The organism is Streptomyces sp. NPDC046261 (genome assembly GCF_040646235.1).
Classification (GTDB): domain Bacteria; phylum Actinomycetota; class Actinomycetes; order Streptomycetales; family Streptomycetaceae; genus Streptomyces.
This window is the reverse complement of record NZ_JBEYZU010000011.1, coordinates 120,364-137,129: the sequence shown is the minus strand read 5'-3', so window position 1 is coordinate 137,129 and position 16,766 is coordinate 120,364. Positions and strand designations below refer to the sequence as shown.

The window sequence follows — 16,766 nt, the reverse complement described above, 5'->3', positions numbered from 1 at the left end:
CCCGGGGTCCTGGTCCGATTGGGTCTGTGCGGCGGCGGGCGTCACGTCGTGGCCTGGGCCGGCAGGTCCGCCCGCACGGGCGGCCGGCCGGCGGCGGCCCGGAGCGTGAGGACCATGGTCATGCCGCCGCCCGGGGTGTCCTCGGCGGTCAGCGTGCCGCCCATGGCCTCGGCGAAGCCCCGCGCCACCGCGAGGCCGAGCCCGACGCCGGCGCCCCGTGGCGCGTCGCCGTAGCGCTGGAAGGGCTCGAAGATGCGGTCCTTGGCGGTGTCGGGGACGCCGGGCCCCCGGTCCGCCACCCGTACCTCGACCCGGTCGCCGAGGGCGCTGGCGGCCACGAGGACGGGCTCCGCGCCGCCGGGGTGGTACTTGACCGCGTTCTCGACGATGTTCGCGACGCTGCGCTCGAGCAGGCCCGGGTCGACGGCCACCATCGGCAGCGTCTCGGGGATGTCGAGGGTCACGCTGCCCTCGGGGACGCCGCCCAGCGCCATCGGGACCACCTCGTCGAGGTCGATCTCCCTGATCAGCGGGGTGACGGTGCCGGTCTGCAGGCGGGACATGTCCAGGAGGTTGCCGACCAGGTGGTCGAGCCGGTCGGCGCCGTCCTCGATGCCGGCCAGCAGTTCGGCCTCGTCCTCCTCGGACCAGGCGACGTCGTCGGAGCGCAGGGACGTCACGGAAGCCTTGATGCCGGCCAGCGGGGTGCGCAGGTCGTGGCTGACGGCGGCCAGCAGGGCGGTGCGGATGCGGTTGCCCTCGGCGAGCTGCCGGGCCTGCTCGGCCTCGCCGACGAGCCGCTGGCGGTCCAGGACGACCGCGGCCTGCGCGGCGAAGGCCGCCAGCACCCGGCGGTCCTCCGCGGGCAGCACCCGGCCGGAGAGGGCGAGCGCCATGTTGTCGCCGACCGGCATGTCGACGTCGGCGTCCTCGGGGCGCAGCAGCGGCTTGCCCGTGCTCGTCACGACGCTGCTGGCGCAGGTCCACGGCTCGACCTCGCTGGCGCGCTCCAGCAGGGCCACGGATTCCATGCCGAAGGTCTCGCGGACCCGCTCCAGCAGGGCGTCCAGGCTGGTCTCGCCGCGCAGGACGCTGCCCGCGAGGAAGGAGAGGATCTCCGACTCCGCGCGCAGCCGGGCGGCCTGGTGGGTGCGGCGGGCGGCGACGTCGACGACGGAGGCCACGGAGATCGCGACGAAGACGAATATCGCGATGGCGATGATGTTCTTGGTGTCGGTGATCGTCCATTGGTGAACGGGTTCGACGAAGAAGTAGTTCAGCAGGAGCGAGCCGAGGGCCGCCGACGCCAGGGCGGGCCACACGCCGCCGAGCAGGGCCGCCACGATCGTCATGCACAGGAAGATGAGCATGTCGTTGGCGAGCCCGAGGGGCGGGACGACCCGGGTCAGCAGCAGGCTGAGCAGCGCGGGGACCAGCACGCCGACCGCCCAGCCGGCCACGATCCGGCCCCGGCCGAGCCGGGCGCCGCGGGCCACGGGCAGGCCGCGGCCCTTGGCGACCTCCTCGTGGGTGACGATGTGGACGTCGAGGTCCGGGCCGGAGTCACGGGCGACGGTGGCGCCCACGCCGGGCCCGAAGATGTACTGCCAGGTCTTGCGGCGGCTGGAGCCGAGCACGATCTGGCTGGCGTTGACGCCGCGCGCGAACTCCAGCAGCGAGGCGGGCACGTCGTCGCCTATGACGTGGTGGAACGTACCGCCCAGGTCCTCCACCAGCGTGCGCTGGACGGCCAGCTCCTTGGGCGAGGCGGACGTCAGGCCGTCGCTGCGGGCGATGTAGACGGCGAGGATCTCGCTGCCGGAGCCCTTGGCGGCCATGCGGGCGGCCCGCCGGATGAGCGTACGGCCCTCGGGGCCGCCGGTGAGGCCGACGACGATGCGCTCGCGCGCGTGCCAGATGGTCGAGACGCTGTGCTCGGTGCGGTACTGCCGCAGGTACTCGTCGACGCGGTCGGCGGTCCACAGCAGGGCCAGCTCGCGCAGGGCGGTCAGGTTGCCGGGGCGGAAGTAGTTGGAGAGGGCGGCGTCGACCTTGTCGGACTTGTAGATGTTGCCGTGCGCCATGCGGCGGCGCAGCGCCTGCGGCGACATGTCGACCAGCTCGATCTGGTCCGCGCGGCGCACGACCTCGTCGGGGACCGTTTCGCGCTGCCGTACGCCGGTTATCGACTCGACGACGTCGCCCAGGGACTCCAGGTGCTGGATGTTGACGGTCGAGATGACGTCGATGCCGGCCTGCAGCAGCTCCTCGACGTCCTGCCAGCGCTTGGTGTTGCGGGAGCCGGGGACGTTGGTGTGGGCCAGCTCGTCCACGATGGCGACGCGGGGGCGGCGGGCCAGGACGGCGTCCACGTCCATCTCGGTGAACACGGCGTCCCGGTAGGCGATCTCCCGGCGGGGCACCTGCTCCAGGCCGTGCAGCATGACCTCGGTGCGGGGACGCCCGTGGTGCTCCACGAACCCCACGACCACATCGGTGCCGCGCTCCACCCGGCGGTGGGCCTCGGAGAGCATGGAGTACGTCTTGCCGACGCCCGGTGCCGCGCCGAGATAGATCCGAAGGTTGCCGCGTCCCATGGCCCCATTGTCTTTCACGAGTCGCGACGGTGTTCGGGCCGGTTCTCCGTCCTGAGGTGCTGCACTGCCGCGTAGGTCGACCTTACGGCCAAGGTTTTGGACATAACGGGCGTCGAGCGGTCGGGCGTCAGGTATTGACGCAGCTCTGACGCCTGCTATTTCCTGACACACCCCCCTGACGCGAGGACGCCACCATGACCGACGTGCGCACGGCCCACACCTTCGAGCTCACCGAGGCGGAGCTGGCCGCCGTCCGCGCCCTCATGGACGACGCCTTCGAGGGCGACTTCTCGGACGACGACTGGGACCACACCGTGTGCGGCGTCCACGCGATGGTCCTGGACGGCGACGAGCTGATCGCCCACGGCTCGCTCGTGCAGCGCCGCATGCTGCACGCCGGGCGCGCGCTGCGCACGGGCTACGTGGAGGCCGTGGCCGTACGCGCCGACCGCCGCCGCCAGGGCCACGGCTCGGCGGTCATGGCGGCCCTGGAGCACGTCCTGCGCCACGGCGGCTACGAGCTGGGCGCGCTCGGCGCCTCGGACGAGGCGGTGCCGCTGTACACGGGCCGCGGCTGGCAACGGTGGCGCGGCCCGTCCGCGGTGCTCGCCCCGACGGGGATCGAGCGCACACCGGACGAGGACGGCTGCGTCTTCGTGATGCCCGTGGCCGGGGTGCGGCTCGACCTGGACGCGGAGATCGCCTGCGACTGGCGGCCGGGCGACGTGTGGTGAGCGCGGGGCGCGGCGGTGCCCCGCCGACGGCCGGCTACCGCGCGTCCGTACGTGGCCGGGACCGCCGCCCCAGCAGGTCGGCGAGCCCCTGGCGCGTCGCGGCCACCACCACCCGGTCCCCGGCGCCCAGGACGTGGCCGGCGGGCAGGTCCCATACCGGGACGGGCCGCGGCTCGCCCGCGTCGGCGCGGCGGCCGTCGCCGCCCGGTTCCCACGCCAGCACCCGCCACTGCCCCGGCCGGGACGCCTCCGCCGCCGGACGGCCCTGAAGCTCCGGGTGGCCCTCCGTCTCCAGGGCGGCGATCAGCAGCACCCTGCGCTCCACGGGGATCGCGCCGAGGATCGTGCGGCCCACCATGGCCCCGGCGAAGGCGGGGGCGGCCAGTGAGGAAACGCTTCGGCTGCGGGTCCGCGCCTGGGGGTGGGAGTCGCGCAGGGTGCGGTAGACGGCACGGGCGAACCGGTCCTCGTACAGGCGCATGACCACCCGGACGTCCGGCTTGACGGCCCGTGCGTACAGGACGGCCTCGAGGTTGGTGGTGTCGCTGCTGGTGAGGGCCAGCAGGGTGCGGCTGTCGCCGATCTTCGCGGCCTCGAGCACGCCCTCCTCCGTGACGTCACCGATGACGGTCGGCACCCGCAGCGAACGGGCCAGGGCGACGCCGCGGGCCTGCGGGTCGCGCTCCACGCACACCACGGGGATGTCCAGTTCGCGCAGGCGCGTCAGCACCCGTGTGCCGATCTTGCCGAGCCCCAGCAGCACCACGTGACCGGACAGGCCGCGCGGCGGGCGGCGCAGCGCGGAGGCGGACCGGAAGGTCCCCAGCCCCTCGAGCGCCGCGGCCAGCAGCAGCGGCAGCAGCAACAGCCCCACGAGGCCGGAGAGGAGTTGGAGGACCTTGCGGCCCAAGGACTCCTCCTTGGCGGGGTCGTTGATGGCGAACAGGTCCAGCAGGGAGAGATACACCGCGTGCTGTGCGCTGCTCTCCTCGACGACCAGCCACGAGGCCACCGCCAGCCCCAGGACGGCCGCCGCGAGCACCGCCAGCGCCCAGCGCAGCCGCCGCGAGAAGAAGGTCCCGAGCGGCAGGCTGCGGGCGGCCGCCAGCCGGGACGGCGTGGGCCGTACGGCTCCCGGGTACCGCACGGTCTCCAGCACGATGCGGCCCCGCGTCACGGCCTGCCGCGCCTCCCGCTCGCCGGGCAGCAGTTCGGGCCCGTCGCCGTCGGAGAGCAGCGCGAGGGTGCAGCCGGCGGACTCGGCGCTCGCGCCGGGGCCCGGGGCGGGGCGCTCGGCCGCCCGTAACAGCAGCCCGCCGGCCTCGATGACCTTGCTGGTGCCGGCGACGGCGGCGGCGACCAGGGCCGGGGCGGCGGTGTCGGCGTCGGAGAGGACGGTGGTGCTCGCGTCGGCGTCGCCCACCGGGGCGGCCTGGTCGAGGAGTTCCTCGAGGTACTGGCCGAGGCGGCGGTTGTAGAGGCGGATGACCAGCCGCAGGCGCGGGTTGAGGCGGCGGGCGCGCAGGGCGGCGTGGATGTTGGTCTCGTCGTCGTCGTGGACGAGCGCCAGTGCCGCGGCCCGCTCGATGCCGGCCTCGGCCAGCGCCTCGTCGTCGGGTTCGGGCGCTTCCAGGACGCGCACCGATCCGGCGGCGGGCGTTCCGTTGGCTCCGCCGCCGTGCGCCGCGCCGTTTCCCGCGCCGCCGTTCGTCCCGCCGTTCGTCCCGCGCCCGACGGCGCCCGTCACGCGTCCGAACAGCGCGGCGGCCCGGCCCGTCGCGGCGGCCGGCCGGCGGCGGCCGTCGCGCGCCGCCGGTACGACGAGTGTGACCTGTTCTCCGTACACGCCGGAGAGCTCCGCCGCGAGCCGGTGCGCGAGCCCGTCGTCGCCGAATACGACCATATGAGCGGCGGGTGACGGGGGATGAGGTTGCTGAGGCAAGGTGACCACGCCCCCAGAGTGCCTCCTCGGGCGCCGCCCGGCACGCGAATGCGCCGGTGGGCCGGGCATATGCCCGGCCCACCGGCGTACGAGGCGTTGTGCCGTCAGCCCTTGGCGAGCTGCTTCAGCGCCACGTTCAGCTTGAGGACGTTGACGCGCTCCTCGCCCATGAAGCCCAGGACGCGGCCGTCGACGTGCTGCTCGACGAGCTTGTCGACCGTGCCCTGCGGCAGGCCGTTCGCCTTCGCCACGCGCTTGGCCTGCAGCCGGGCGTACTCCGGCGAGATGTCCGGGTCGACGCCCGAGGCGGAGGCCGTCAGGGCGTCCACCGGGACCGAGGACGGGGAGACGCCGTTGAAGGCGGCCACGTCCGCGCGGCGCTTGCCGACGTTCTCCAGCAGCACCTTGCTGTCGGCGGAGAGGTTGGAGGCGCCGGAGACCAGCAGCTGGTACCGCGTGTTCTCGGTGTTGGCGCCGGCCGCCGAGGCGCGCGGCTGGAAGTACTTCGGGTCGGGCAGCGGGTTGCCGTCCTGGTCCTTCTCCTTGAGGTCGTAGCGCTGGCCGAGCCGCTCGGAGCCGACGGACCTGCCGCCGGCCTTGATCTCCGAGCCGTTGGCCTTGTCGTGGAAGGCCGCCTGGGCGATGCCGGTGACGACCAGCGGGTAGATCACCCCGCAGACCACCGTGAGGACGAGCAGGGCGCGCAGCCCCGCGCCCAGCAGGCGGATCGTGCTGTGTACGGAGTTGTTCATGGTGACGTCACCCGATGCCAGGGATGAGGGAGATGAGCATGTCGATGATCTTGATGCCGATGAACGGGGAGATCAGGCCGCCCAGTCCGTAGATCAGGAGGTTGCGGCGGAGCATGGCGTCCGCGCTCATCGGGCGGTAGCGCACACCCTTGAGGGCGAGCGGCACCAGGGCCACGATGATCAGCGCGTTGAAGATGACGGCCGACAGGATCGCCGACTCCGGGGACGTCAGGCTCATGATGTTGAGCTTGTCCAGGCCCGGGTAGGCCACCGCGAACATCGCCGGGATGATCGCGAAGTACTTCGCGACGTCGTTGGCGATCGAGAAGGTGGTCAGCGCGCCGCGCGTGATGAGCAGCTGCTTGCCGATCTCGACGATCTCGATGAGCTTGGTGGGGTCGGAGTCCAGGTCCACCATGTTCCCGGCCTCCTTGGCGGCCGAGGTACCGGTGTTCATGGCCACGCCGACGTCCGCCTGGGCGAGCGCGGGGGCGTCGTTCGTACCGTCGCCCGTCATCGCGACGAGCTTGCCGCCGGCCTGCTCGCGCTTGATGAGGGCCATCTTGTCCTCGGGGGTGGCCTCGGCGAGGAAGTCGTCGACGCCGGCCTCCTCGGCGATGGCGGCGGCCGTCAGCGGGTTGTCACCCGTGATCATGACGGTCTTGATGCCCATGCGGCGCAGCTCCTCGAACCGCTCCCGCATGCCCTCCTTGACGACGTCCTTGAGGTGGATGACGCCCAGGACGCGCGCGCCCTTGTCGTCCTCCTGGGCCACCAGCAGCGGCGTGCCGCCGGCCTGGGAGATCTCGTCCGTCAGCGCCCGGGCGTCGTCGGCGACGCGGCCGCCGCGCTCCTCGACCCAGGCGATGACGGAACCGGTCGCGCCCTTGCGGACCTTCCTGCCGTCCACGTCGACGCCCGACATGCGGGTCTGGGCCGTGAAGGGCACCCACTCGGCGCCCACCAGCTCGCCCTCGTGGCGCTCGCGCAGGCCGTACTTGTCCTTGGCGAGGACGACGATCGAGCGGCCCTCGGGCGTCTCGTCGGCGAGCGAGGACAGCTGTGCGGCGTCGGCCACCTCGGCGGCCGTGGTGCCCTTGACGGGTACGAACTCGGCGGCCTGGCGGTTGCCGTAGGTGATGGTGCCGGTCTTGTCGAGCAGCAGCGTCGAGACGTCGCCCGCGGCCTCCACCGCGCGCCCGGACATCGCCAGGACGTTGCGCTGCACCAGCCGGTCCATGCCCGCGATGCCGATCGCGGAGAGCAGCGCGCCGATGGTCGTCGGGATGAGGCAGACCAGCAGGGCCGCGAGCACGATCATCGTCTGCTCCGCCTTCGCGTAGATCGCGAAGGGCTGGAGGGTGACGACGGCCAGCAGGAAGACGATGGTGAGCGAGGCCAGCAGGATGTTGAGGGCTATCTCGTTCGGCGTCTTCTGCCGGGCGGCGCCCTCGACCAGGTTGATCATGCGGTCGATGAAGGTCTCGCCGGGCTTCGTCGTGATCTTGATGACGATGCGGTCCGAGAGGACCTTGGTGCCACCGGTGACCGCCGAGCGGTCACCGCCCGACTCGCGGATGACGGGGGCCGATTCGCCCGTGATGGCGGACTCGTCGACGGAGGCCACGCCCTCGACCACGTCACCGTCGCCGGGGATGATGTCGCCGGCCTCGCAGACGACGAGGTCGCCCACGCGCAGCTCGGTGCCGGGCACCGACTCCTCGGTGTCGCCGTTCAGGCGGCGGGCCACCGTGTCCGTCTTGGCCTTGCGCAGCGTGTCGGCCTGGGCCTTGCCGCGGCCCTCGGCGACGGCCTCGGCGAGGTTGGCGAACAGGACGGTCAGCCACAGCCAGACGGTGATCGCCCAGCCGAACCAGTCGCCGGGGTCCTTCAGCGCCAGCACGGTGGTGGCCACCGAGCCGACCAGGACGACGAACATGACCGGGGCCTTGACCATCACCCGCGGGTCGAGCTTGCGGAACGCGTCGGGCAGCGACTTCAGCAGCTGCGCCGGGTCGAAGAGCCCACCGGAGACGCGGCCGGACTCCTCGGAGCCGTGCGGACGCTCGTCCTGGGGCTCGTCGGGGGCGGTACGGACAGGGGTGGTGGTGCTCATGAAAGTCCCTCCGCCATCGGGCCAAGGGCCAGGGCCGGGAAGTAGGTCAAGCCGGTGATGATGAGGATCGCGCCCACGAGCAGACCGGCGAAGAGCGGCTTCTCGGTGCGCAGGGTTCCCGCCGTCTCGGGGACGGGCTTCTGCTCGGCGAGCGAGCCGGCCAGCGCCAGGACGAAGACCATCGGCAGGAAGCGGCCGAGCAGCATGGCGAGGCCGATCGTGGTGTTGTACCAGGGGGTGTTGGCGTTCAGACCGGCCATGGCCGAGCCGTTGTTGTTGGCGCCGGAGGTGAACGCGTAGAGGACCTCGGAGAAGCCGTGGGCGCCGCTGTTGTTCACGGAGTTGCCCGCGGTGTTGAGGATCGACTCCGGCGGGGTCGACAGCGCCATGGACAGCGCGGTGAAGCCGAGCACCAGGGCCGGGGTGATGAGGATGTAGCACGCGGCGAGTTTGATCTCGCGGGTGCCGATCTTCTTGCCGAGGTACTCGGGCGTCCGGCCGACCATCAGGCCCGCGATGAAGACCGCGATGATCGCCATGACGAGCATGCCGTAGAGGCCGGAGCCGACGCCGCCGGGCGCGATCTCGCCCAGCATCATGCCGAGCAGGGTGATGCCGCCGCCGAGGCCCGTGAAGGAGGAGTGGAAGGAGTCCACGGCGCCGGTGGAGGTCAGCGTCGTCGTGGTCGCGAAGATCGCGGACGCGCCGACGCCGAAGCGCTGCTCCTTGCCCTCCATCGCGCCGCCGGCCGCCTCGAGCGCCGCGCCGTGGTGGGCGTACTCGGTCCACATCATCAGCGAGGTGAACGCGAGCCAGATCAGGCCCATGGTGGCCAGGATCGCGTAGCCCTGCTTGACGTTGCCGACGAGCCTGCCGAACGTGCGGGTCAGCGAGAAGGGGATGACGAGGATCAGGAAGATCTCGAAGAGGTTGGTGAACGCGTTGGGGTTCTCGAAGGGGTGGGCGGAGTTGGCGTTGAAGTAGCCGCCGCCGTTGGTGCCGAGCTCCTTGATGACCTCCTGCGAGGCCACGGCGCCACCGTTGACCTGCTGGGTGCCGCCCGTGAGCTGCCCGATCTCGTGGATGCCCGCGAAGTTCTGGATCGCGCCGCAGGCGACCAGGATCAGCGCGCCGATGACGGAGATCGGGATCAGGATGCGGACGGTGCCGCGCACCAGGTCGGCCCAGAAGTTGCCCAGGTCGCCGGTGCGCGAGCGGGCGAAGCCCCGGACCAGCGCGATGGCCACGGCCATGCCGACGGCGGCGGAGACGAAGTTCTGGACGGCGAGGCCGAGCGTCTGCACGGCGTGGCCCATGGCCTGCTCGCCGGAGTACGACTGCCAGTTGGTGTTGGCGACGAACGAGGCGGCGGTGTTGAACGCCTGGTCGGGGCTGATCGCCGTGAAGCCCAGCGACAGGGAGTCGGGCAGGACGCCCTGGATCCGCTGCAGCAGGTAGAGGAAGAGGAGCGAGACGCCGGAGAAGGCGAGGACCCCGCGCAGATAGGCGGGCCAGCGCATCCCGGCGCCGGGGTCGGCGCCGATGAGGCGGTAGATCCACTTCTCGGCGCGCAGGTGCTTGTCGGAGCTGTAGACGCCGGCCATGTAGTCGCCCAGCGGGCGGTACACCAGCGCCAGCGCCGCGACGACCGCGGTGAGCTGGAGAACTCCGGAGAGAACGGGGCTCATATCTGTGCTCAGAACCTCTCCGGGAAGACAAGGGCGAGGATCAGGTAGCCCAGGAGGGCGACGGCCACGACGAGGCCGACGATGTTCTCGGCGGTCACAGCTTCGTCACCCCCTTGGCGACGAGAGCCACCAGCGCGAAGACCGCGATCGTGGTGACGACGAAGGCCACATCGGCCATCGTGTGCTCCTAGAGAGGTTCGGATGAACGGACCTCTAGAGGAAACAGCGAATACCGATGCGTTCGAAGTCCGTTGACGCCTCCCTTACGGCCATTAGCGCGCCCTTGACGAGATCCATACGCGTGCCACCTGGACCTGCGGAAACGCCGCTGGGCCGGAACCCGTACCTCGGGTTCCGGCCCAGCGAAACGGCCTCTTCCGGCCGCGCGGCGGCCTGCTTGCGGCGCCGTGCGGCAGCCTGTGGCTCAGCGCACCTCGGTGATCTCCGGGCCACGCTGGAGGCGGTCCACGCCGCCCGCGAAGCGCGAGCCCTGCTCCTCCTGCTGGAGGCCCTCGGCGACCATCTGGGCGTCCTCCGGCAGCTTCAGCACGATCGGGTCGCGCGGGGCCATCGGGGACTCGCCGCGCACGACGACCGTGTCACGGAAGATCTGCTCGAGCAGCCCGGCGGTCTGCGGCTGCACCGCGCCCTGGCCGGAGATGACACCGCGCAGGAACCAGCGCGGCCCGTCACAACCGACGAAGCGCACCAGCTGCACGCCCTGGGTGCCGTCCGGCAGCGCCACGGGCACCTGGGCCCGCAGCTCCCAGCCGAGCGGGCCCTCGACCTCGTCCACGACACCGCCCTGCTGGGTGATGCCGCCGGCGATCTCCTCGCGGACCTCGTGCCAGATGCCCTCGCGCTTGGGAGCGGCGAACGCCTGCAGCTGCACGGCGCTGTCGCGCAGCACCACCGTCGCGGCGACGATCGCGTCCCCGGCGACCTCGACCCGCAGCTCCATGCCCTCGACACCGGGCACGTACAGCCCGCCGAGGTCCACCCGGCCGTCGCCGGGCTCCATGACCTCGGAGATGTCCCACGGCCCGTCGGGGCGCGGCTCCGGCTCCAGCCGGATCCTGCTCTCGGCCGCGGAGGCATGTGCGTCCTCGTTGGCGAGGGCGTCCTCGGCCAACTCATCGGAGGTCACGTCGTCGATACGATCACGATCGACAACGTCCTCGCTGCGCTTGCGGCGACGACCGAACACGTCACTGTCCTTCCCGGTCGCAGGCGACCGAAGCGAATCCATTCCCCACGGCAGCGTGGCCACCGGTGGACCCGAAGCCCCCTTCGGCCCGCGCCGAGCCGGGAAGCTCCGCCACCTCGTGGAAGCGAACCTTCTCGACCTGCTGTACAACCAACTGGGCGATGCGGTCGAACCGCTCGAACCGAACGCTTTCGCGCGGGTCCAGATTGACCACAATCACCTTGATCTCTCCACGGTACCCGGCATCGATGGTGCCCGGGGCGTTGACCATGGACACTCCGCAGCGGGCGGCGAGGCCGGAGCGGGGGTGCACGAACGCGGCGTACCCGTCGGGCAGGGCGATCGAGATGCCGGTGGGCAGCACCATCCGCTCGCCGGGCGCCAGCTCGGCGGCCTCGGTGGTCACCAGGTCGCAGCCGGCGTCACCGGGGTGCCCGTACGAGGGAATGGCCACCTCGGGGTCGACCCGGCGGATCAGAACGTCGACGGGCTGACGGCTCACTGCGTACTCCTGCTCGTTGCTGCGCCCGCGGGGGTGGCCCGCGGGCGGTCGGCCGGCGGCGCCTGCGGGGCCCGGCGCGGGGCGCTCACGGGTTCACCTCGAAGGCGCGCGCGACCTTCACCTGGTCGGGGTCGGCGAGTGCCGCCTGGATCTCTTCCTTGCGGCCGTTCTCGATGAAGTGCTCGATCTTGACCTCGACGAAGACGGCGTCCGCGTGGACGGCGACGGGCCCGTCCGGGCCGCCGATCCGGCCCGTGGCCGTGCAGTAGATCTTGCGGCCGTGCACCGCGACGGCCTCCGCGCTCAGGTGCAGCACCGTGCCCACCGGCACCGGACGCAGGAAGTCGGTCTCCAGCCGGCCGGTCACCGCGATCACCCGCAGGAGCCAGCCCAGTCCGCCCAGCGTCTCGTCGAGGGCCGTGGCCAGCACGCCGCCGTGTGCCAGGCCGGGGGCGCCCTGGTGGGCCTCCTTGACCTGGAACTCGGCGGTGACGCTCACGCCCTCGCCGGCCCGCGTCTGCAGGTGCAGCCCGTGCGGCACGCCGCCGCCGCAGCCGAAGCAGTACTCGTAGTGCGACCCGATGATCTCGCCGGGCGCGGGTGCTTCGGGGTGCCGCACCGGGGGCCCGGCGTCGGCCGGCGGTGTCAGTGCTGTCGTTCGTCCACTCACAGGGGCTGACCTTACCCGCGCCGACGGCACCCGGTCCTGTCCGTGCCAAGCTTGTGCGTATGCAGCCTTACGAAGAACGCCTGACCGCGCCCCGTTCCTGGTGGTTCATCGCCGTTCTCGCCGGTATCGCCATGGCGCTGATCCTGCTGCCCCTGGGCACCCTGCCGATGCTCGGCGGCCTGGCCGGCGGCGGGGCGCTCGCGGCGGTCGCGGTCAGTTCGTACGGCTCGGTACGGATCCGGGTGGTGGGCGACTCGCTCGTGGCGGGGGACGCGAGGATCCCCGTCGGGGCGCTGGGGGTGCCGGAGATCCTGGACGCCGAGGAGGCCCGGGCCTGGCGCACCCACAAGGCCGATACCCGCGCGTTCATGCTGCTGCGCGGGTACGTGCCCACGGCGGTGCGCATCGAGGTCACGGACCCGGCGGACCCGACCCCCTACGTCTACCTCTCCACGCGCTCCCCCGAGCGCCTGGCGGCCGCTCTGGCGGCCGTACGGGCCTGACCGGCCCCCGCGCCTAGCCGGGCAGCGCGGGCGGCTCGTCCCACCCCACCTGTTTGGTGCGCAGGTCCTCGCGGACCTTCGCGGCGAGCCGCTTGGTGTCGCGGCGGTTCATGGCCGCGCCGACGGCCGCGCCGATCATGAAGGGCGCGACGTTGGGCAGGCTGCGGAACGTGCGCTTGAGGATCTGCTGCCGCAGCTCGCGCCTGAGCTGGCCGCCGAGGGCGGCGTTGACCGTCAGGGGGGACGTGACGTCGATGCCCCGTTCGTCGGCCCACGCGCCGAGGTAGGCCGTCGCCCGCTGGCGGGCGGTCCCGGGCGCGGGGACGCCGTAGACCTCGTGCAGCTCGGCGATCAGCTTGAACTCCACGGCGGCGACGCCGATGATCTCCGCCGCCAGCTCGGCGGGCATGGCGGGCGGCACCGGCAGCATCGCCGCCGCGCCGACGCCGGCGCCCACGGTGGACGTGCCGTAGACGGCGCCGGCCACCAGTTTGTCCGCCAGCTCCTCGGGGCCGAGGCCGGGGAACTGGGCGCGCAGGGTCGCGAGGTCGCGCACGGGGATGCGCGGGGCGTTCGCGATGATCCGGTCGGCGACGGCGGACAGGCCCGCCCGCGCTCCCCGGCCGCCCTGTTTCACCTTCTGGGCGCCGCGGCCGACCACGGCCGCGAGCGAGGCCTTACGGCCCCGCTCGATGCTCGGGTCGACGTCGGCTCCCGCGAAGCCGCCAGATGCGCTCTCGGCAGGCCCGGTGGTCAGCTCGGGCTGCCGGGAGCGCCGCTTCCGGAACGGGGTCGAGCCTGCCATCGCAGACCCTCGCCTCACTCGCAGTCGCGGCAGATCGGCTGGCCGTTCTTCTCACCGGCCAGCTGGCTGCGGTGGTGCACGAGGAAGCAGCTCATGCACGTGAACTCGTCGGCCTGCCGGGGCAGGACCCGTACGGACAGCTCCTCGTTGGACAGGTCCGCGCCGGGCAGCTCCAGACCCTCGGCGGCCTCGAAGTCGTCGACGTCTACCGACGAGGTCGACTTGTCGTTCCGCCGGGCCTTCAGTTCTTCGATGCTGTCCTCGTTGACATCATCATCGGTCTTACGTGGGGTGTCGTAGTCCGTTGCCATGTCGCTCTCCCCCTCTGGGTGTCTGCGGTGTCTCCAGCGCACGTAACGCGTGAGAGGCCGGACTTGTGCCCGACCCGAGGCGGAGATTTTGCCTCACATCAAGGTCTGTTACTCAATCGACACCCAACCGCACACCTGAAGAGGTGATCGGGATGGGTGGCGATCGGGACCGTACACGGCCGGAATGCCGGGTGCGGCCGCGCCATCTCGTGTACTTCCCGTGATCAGGACCCCCGGAAACCCCCATTTTTCAGGCGTTCCCGAGGCTTCTTCGGTCACGGAGAGTAGATGGCCGGAAGTCTGCGCATGTGACTGAACACACACAGCCACAGCGTCGGTCGGAACGGGAAAATTCCGCCCAAAGCGAACCTGCGGCCGACCCATTCTCGCAGACTCCCGGACCGGGGTCAGGTCGGCAGGACCACCCGCATGACCAGGCCGCCCCCTTCGCGCGGCTCCGCGGTGATCCGGCCGCCGTGCGCGCGGGCCACCGAGCGCACGATGGACAGGCCCAGGCCGACGCCCTTGTCGCTGCCCGTACGCTCCGTACGCAGCCGCCGGAACGGCTCGAAGATGTTGTCCAGCTCGTAGGCGGGGACGACCGGGCCGGTGTTCTCCACCACCAGCACCGCCTGTCCCGGCTGCGCCTGGGTCGTGACCTCCACCCAGCCGTCCGGGGTGTTGTAGCGCACGGCGTTCTGCACCAGGTTCAGCGCGATCCGCTCCAGCAGCACGCCGTTGCCCTGGACGACCGCGGGCTGGCGGGTGCCCCGCAGCTCCACGCCCTTGCTCTGCGCCTCCGCGCGGGCCTGGTCCAGGGCCTGGGAGGCCACCTCGGCCAGGTCCACGGGCTTGCGGTCCACGATCTCGTTGTCGCTGCGCGCCAGCAGCAGCAGGCCCTCCACCAGCTGCTCGCTGCGCTCGTTGGTGGCCAGCAGCGTCTTGCCCAGCTGCTGCAGCTCCGGGGAGACCCCCGGGTCGGAGAGATGGACCTCCAGCAGCGTCCGGTTGATCGCGAGCGGGGTGCGCAGCTCGTGCGACGCGTTGGCCACGAAGCGCTGCTGCGCGGTGAACGCCCGCTCCAGCCGGTCGAGCATCTCGTCGAAGGTGTCCGAGAGCTCCTTCAACTCGTCGTCCGGCCCGCCCAGTTCGATGCGCCGGGTCAGGTCCGTGCCGGCGACGCGGCGGGCGGTACGGGTGATCTTGCCCAGCGGCGAGAGGACCCGGCCGGCCATGGCGTAGCCGAAGGCGAACGCGATCACGGCGAGCCCGAGCAGCGCCAGCAGCGAGCGGCGCAGCAGGGACCCCAGGGCCTGGGCGCGCTGGTCGCGCATGCAGGCTTCGAGGATGCCGTTGGCCTGCTCGGCGGTGAGGCCGGGGCTCTTCAGCTCCGGGCAGGTGTTGCGGGTCACCTGGACCTGGCTGCCGTTGACCAGCTTGATCAGGGGCTCGCTGCCGACGCTCAGCGCGTGGGCGGCCAGCAGATAGATGATCGTCAGCAGCAGGACGCCGGCCATCAGGAACATCCCGCCGTAGAGCAGGGTGAGCCGTATGCGGATGGTCGGGCGCAGCCACGGGAAGGGGCGCACGACCGGCTGGCGGGGGTCCCAGGTGGGCTTCGGCGGGGTGGCCGCGTCCTGCCGGGACCCGGGCTGCGGGGGCGTGGGGGGCGCCGGGGTGGCGGGGGAGGATGCCATCGCGGGTCAGATCCGGTATCCGGAGCCGGGCACGGTGACGATCACGGGGGGCTCCCCGAGCTTGCGGCGCAGCGTCATCACGGTGACGCGGACGACATTGGTGAACGGGTCGGTGTTCTCGTCCCAGGCCTTCTCGAGCAGCTGCTCGGCGGAGACCACGGCGCCCTCGCTGCGCATCAGCACCTCGAGCACCGCGAACTCCTTGGGCGCCAGCTGCACCTCGCGGCCGTCGCGGAACACCTCCCGGCGGTTGGGGTCCAGCTTGATGCCGGCCCGCTCCAGGACGGGCGGCAGGGCGACGGTCGTCCGCCGGCCCAGGGCCCGGACGCGCGCGGTCAGCTCGGTGAAGGCGAAGGGCTTGGGGAGGTAGTCGTCGGCCCCGAGCTCCAGGCCCTCCACGCGGTCGCTGACGTCGCCGGAGGCGGTCAGCATCAGCACGCGCGTGGGGATGCCGAGCTCGACGACCTTGCGGCAGACGTCGTCGCCGTGGACGACCGGCAGGTCACGGTCGAGCACGATGACGTCGTAGTCGTTGACGGCGATACGCTCCAGGGCGGCGGCCCCGTCGTACACGACGTCGACGGCCATGGCCTCCCGGCGCAGTCCGGTGGCTACGGCGTCTGCGAGCAGCTGCTCGTCCTCGACGACGAGTACGCGCACGGCGCTGGTCCTTCCTTTTGAGCCCTTGTGGGCGGCTTCGATGACCCCGGTGGGTCACTCCATCCTGCCTCGGATGTCGATAAACCGGCCGTAAGGGGTGCCCGCTGGCCAGGTTGGGAAGGGATTCCGGATTGCTCGGGGATCGCAGGTTTCCCCCCGGACGGGGGTGGGGAAGACGTCTGCACACCCGCGATCACGCTTCTCCGTACGTATACGCGTACGCGGATACCCACGCACGTGATCGTTTTCGCCGTGGCACACCCCCGTGCCGCCTATCCACGACGAGGGGGCGCAGAACCATGGACGCGTTCACCGCTGGCATCCTGCAGCGCATAGAGAGCACCCGGTCCGACCTGGACCACGCCCGCCGGACGGGCGACGACTACCTCGCCGAGGTCGAACTGGCGGAGCTGGAAGACCTCCACCGCCTCGCCGCCGAACACGGCGTACCGATCAGCGCCGCCTGATCCCCCACGACCGGGGCCTCGCCCCACCTCCGAACGCCGGGCAGCTGCCCCCCACCCAGCGGCCCGGCGTTCGCCGTTTTCTGTGTCCCTTGCGTCCCTGAGCGCCCGGACGGGC

At 71.8% G+C, this 16,766-nt stretch carries 16 protein-coding genes; 3 read left to right on the top strand and 13 right to left on the bottom strand.

Annotation, left to right across the window (positions count from 1 at the left end; genetic code table 11):
* Nucleotides 1-41: 41 nt before the first annotated feature.
* Nucleotides 42-2,597, bottom strand: a complete 2,556-nt coding sequence (locus ABZ956_RS20705) for a sensor histidine kinase KdpD (RefSeq protein ID WP_361895443.1) — start codon at nt 2,595-2,597, stop codon at nt 42-44.
* 194 nt (nt 2,598-2,791) lie between these two features.
* On the opposite strand from ABZ956_RS20705, the gene ABZ956_RS20700 reads away from it, so the two are divergent.
* Nucleotides 2,792-3,331: a GNAT family N-acetyltransferase gene (locus ABZ956_RS20700; protein WP_361895441.1), complete on the top strand. Its 540-nt coding sequence runs from the start codon at nt 2,792-2,794 to the stop codon at nt 3,329-3,331.
* 34 nt (nt 3,332-3,365) lie between these two features.
* Here the strand turns inward: ABZ956_RS20700 and ABZ956_RS20695 are convergent, their stop codons facing one another.
* The 8 genes from ABZ956_RS20695 to ABZ956_RS20660 all read right to left on the bottom strand — a co-directional run bounded on the left by ABZ956_RS20695 (nt 3,366) and on the right by ABZ956_RS20660 (nt 12,208).
* On the bottom strand, nt 3,366-5,234 hold the full coding sequence (locus ABZ956_RS20695) for an NAD-binding protein (RefSeq protein ID WP_361895438.1): 1,869 nt from the start codon (nt 5,232-5,234) through the stop codon (nt 3,366-3,368).
* 143 nt (nt 5,235-5,377) lie between these two features.
* Nucleotides 5,378-6,025 (bottom strand): K(+)-transporting ATPase subunit C, encoded by a 648-nt coding sequence (kdpC, locus tag ABZ956_RS20690; protein WP_361895436.1) that lies wholly within the window; start codon nt 6,023-6,025, stop codon nt 5,378-5,380.
* Between the two features lie 7 nt (nt 6,026-6,032).
* Nucleotides 6,033-8,141, bottom strand: a complete 2,109-nt coding sequence (gene kdpB, locus ABZ956_RS20685) for a potassium-transporting ATPase subunit KdpB (protein WP_361895433.1) — start codon at nt 8,139-8,141, stop codon at nt 6,033-6,035.
* On the bottom strand, nt 8,138-9,829 hold the full coding sequence (kdpA, locus tag ABZ956_RS20680; protein WP_361895430.1) for a potassium-transporting ATPase subunit KdpA: 1,692 nt from the start codon (nt 9,827-9,829) through the stop codon (nt 8,138-8,140). The genes kdpB and kdpA overlap by 4 nt, the downstream gene beginning before the upstream one ends.
* A gap of 8 nt (nt 9,830-9,837) precedes the next feature.
* Entirely contained in the window at nt 9,838-9,927 is a 90-nt protein-coding gene (kdpF, locus tag ABZ956_RS20675) for a K(+)-transporting ATPase subunit F (RefSeq protein WP_043188605.1), read from the bottom strand.
* Nucleotides 9,928-10,253: 326 nt separating this feature from the next.
* Nucleotides 10,254-11,036, bottom strand: coding sequence for a DUF3710 domain-containing protein (locus ABZ956_RS20670; protein WP_361895427.1), 783 nt, complete (start codon nt 11,034-11,036; stop codon nt 10,254-10,256).
* Nucleotide 11,037: 1 nt separating this feature from the next.
* Complete coding sequence (gene dut / locus ABZ956_RS20665; RefSeq protein WP_360910664.1) at nt 11,038-11,538, bottom strand: dUTP diphosphatase; 501 nt, start codon at nt 11,536-11,538, stop codon at nt 11,038-11,040.
* Nucleotides 11,539-11,623: 85 nt separating this feature from the next.
* Nucleotides 11,624-12,208: a PaaI family thioesterase gene (locus ABZ956_RS20660; protein WP_361895424.1), complete on the bottom strand. Its 585-nt coding sequence runs from the start codon at nt 12,206-12,208 to the stop codon at nt 11,624-11,626.
* 59 nt (nt 12,209-12,267) lie between these two features.
* Between ABZ956_RS20660 and ABZ956_RS20655 the strand changes: the two genes are divergently transcribed.
* Complete coding sequence (locus tag ABZ956_RS20655) at nt 12,268-12,711, top strand: DUF3093 domain-containing protein (protein ID WP_361895422.1); 444 nt, start codon at nt 12,268-12,270, stop codon at nt 12,709-12,711.
* A 13-nt stretch (nt 12,712-12,724) separates the two neighbouring features.
* Here ABZ956_RS20655 and ABZ956_RS20650 read toward each other — a convergent pair whose 3' ends face one another.
* From ABZ956_RS20650 to ABZ956_RS20635, 4 genes are all read right to left on the bottom strand, one after another.
* Nucleotides 12,725-13,516, bottom strand: a complete 792-nt coding sequence (locus ABZ956_RS20650) for a hypothetical protein (protein ID WP_361895419.1) — start codon at nt 13,514-13,516, stop codon at nt 12,725-12,727.
* Between the two features lie 14 nt (nt 13,517-13,530).
* Nucleotides 13,531-13,827, bottom strand: coding sequence for a DUF4193 domain-containing protein (locus ABZ956_RS20645; RefSeq protein ID WP_361895416.1), 297 nt, complete (start codon nt 13,825-13,827; stop codon nt 13,531-13,533).
* A 407-nt stretch (nt 13,828-14,234) separates the two neighbouring features.
* Nucleotides 14,235-15,524 carry a HAMP domain-containing sensor histidine kinase gene (locus ABZ956_RS20640; RefSeq protein WP_361895414.1) on the bottom strand — a complete coding sequence of 430 codons (1,290 nt, stop codon included), beginning with the start codon at nt 15,522-15,524 and terminating at the stop codon, nt 14,235-14,237.
* Nucleotides 15,525-15,530: 6 nt separating this feature from the next.
* Nucleotides 15,531-16,184, bottom strand: a complete 654-nt coding sequence (locus ABZ956_RS20635) for a response regulator transcription factor (protein ID WP_071961699.1) — start codon at nt 16,182-16,184, stop codon at nt 15,531-15,533.
* 299 nt (nt 16,185-16,483) lie between these two features.
* Here ABZ956_RS20635 and ABZ956_RS20630 point away from each other — a divergent pair, with 299 nt between their 5' ends.
* Nucleotides 16,484-16,651, top strand: coding sequence for a hypothetical protein (locus tag ABZ956_RS20630; protein ID WP_361895410.1), 168 nt, complete (start codon nt 16,484-16,486; stop codon nt 16,649-16,651).
* Nucleotides 16,652-16,766: the final 115 nt, after the last annotated feature.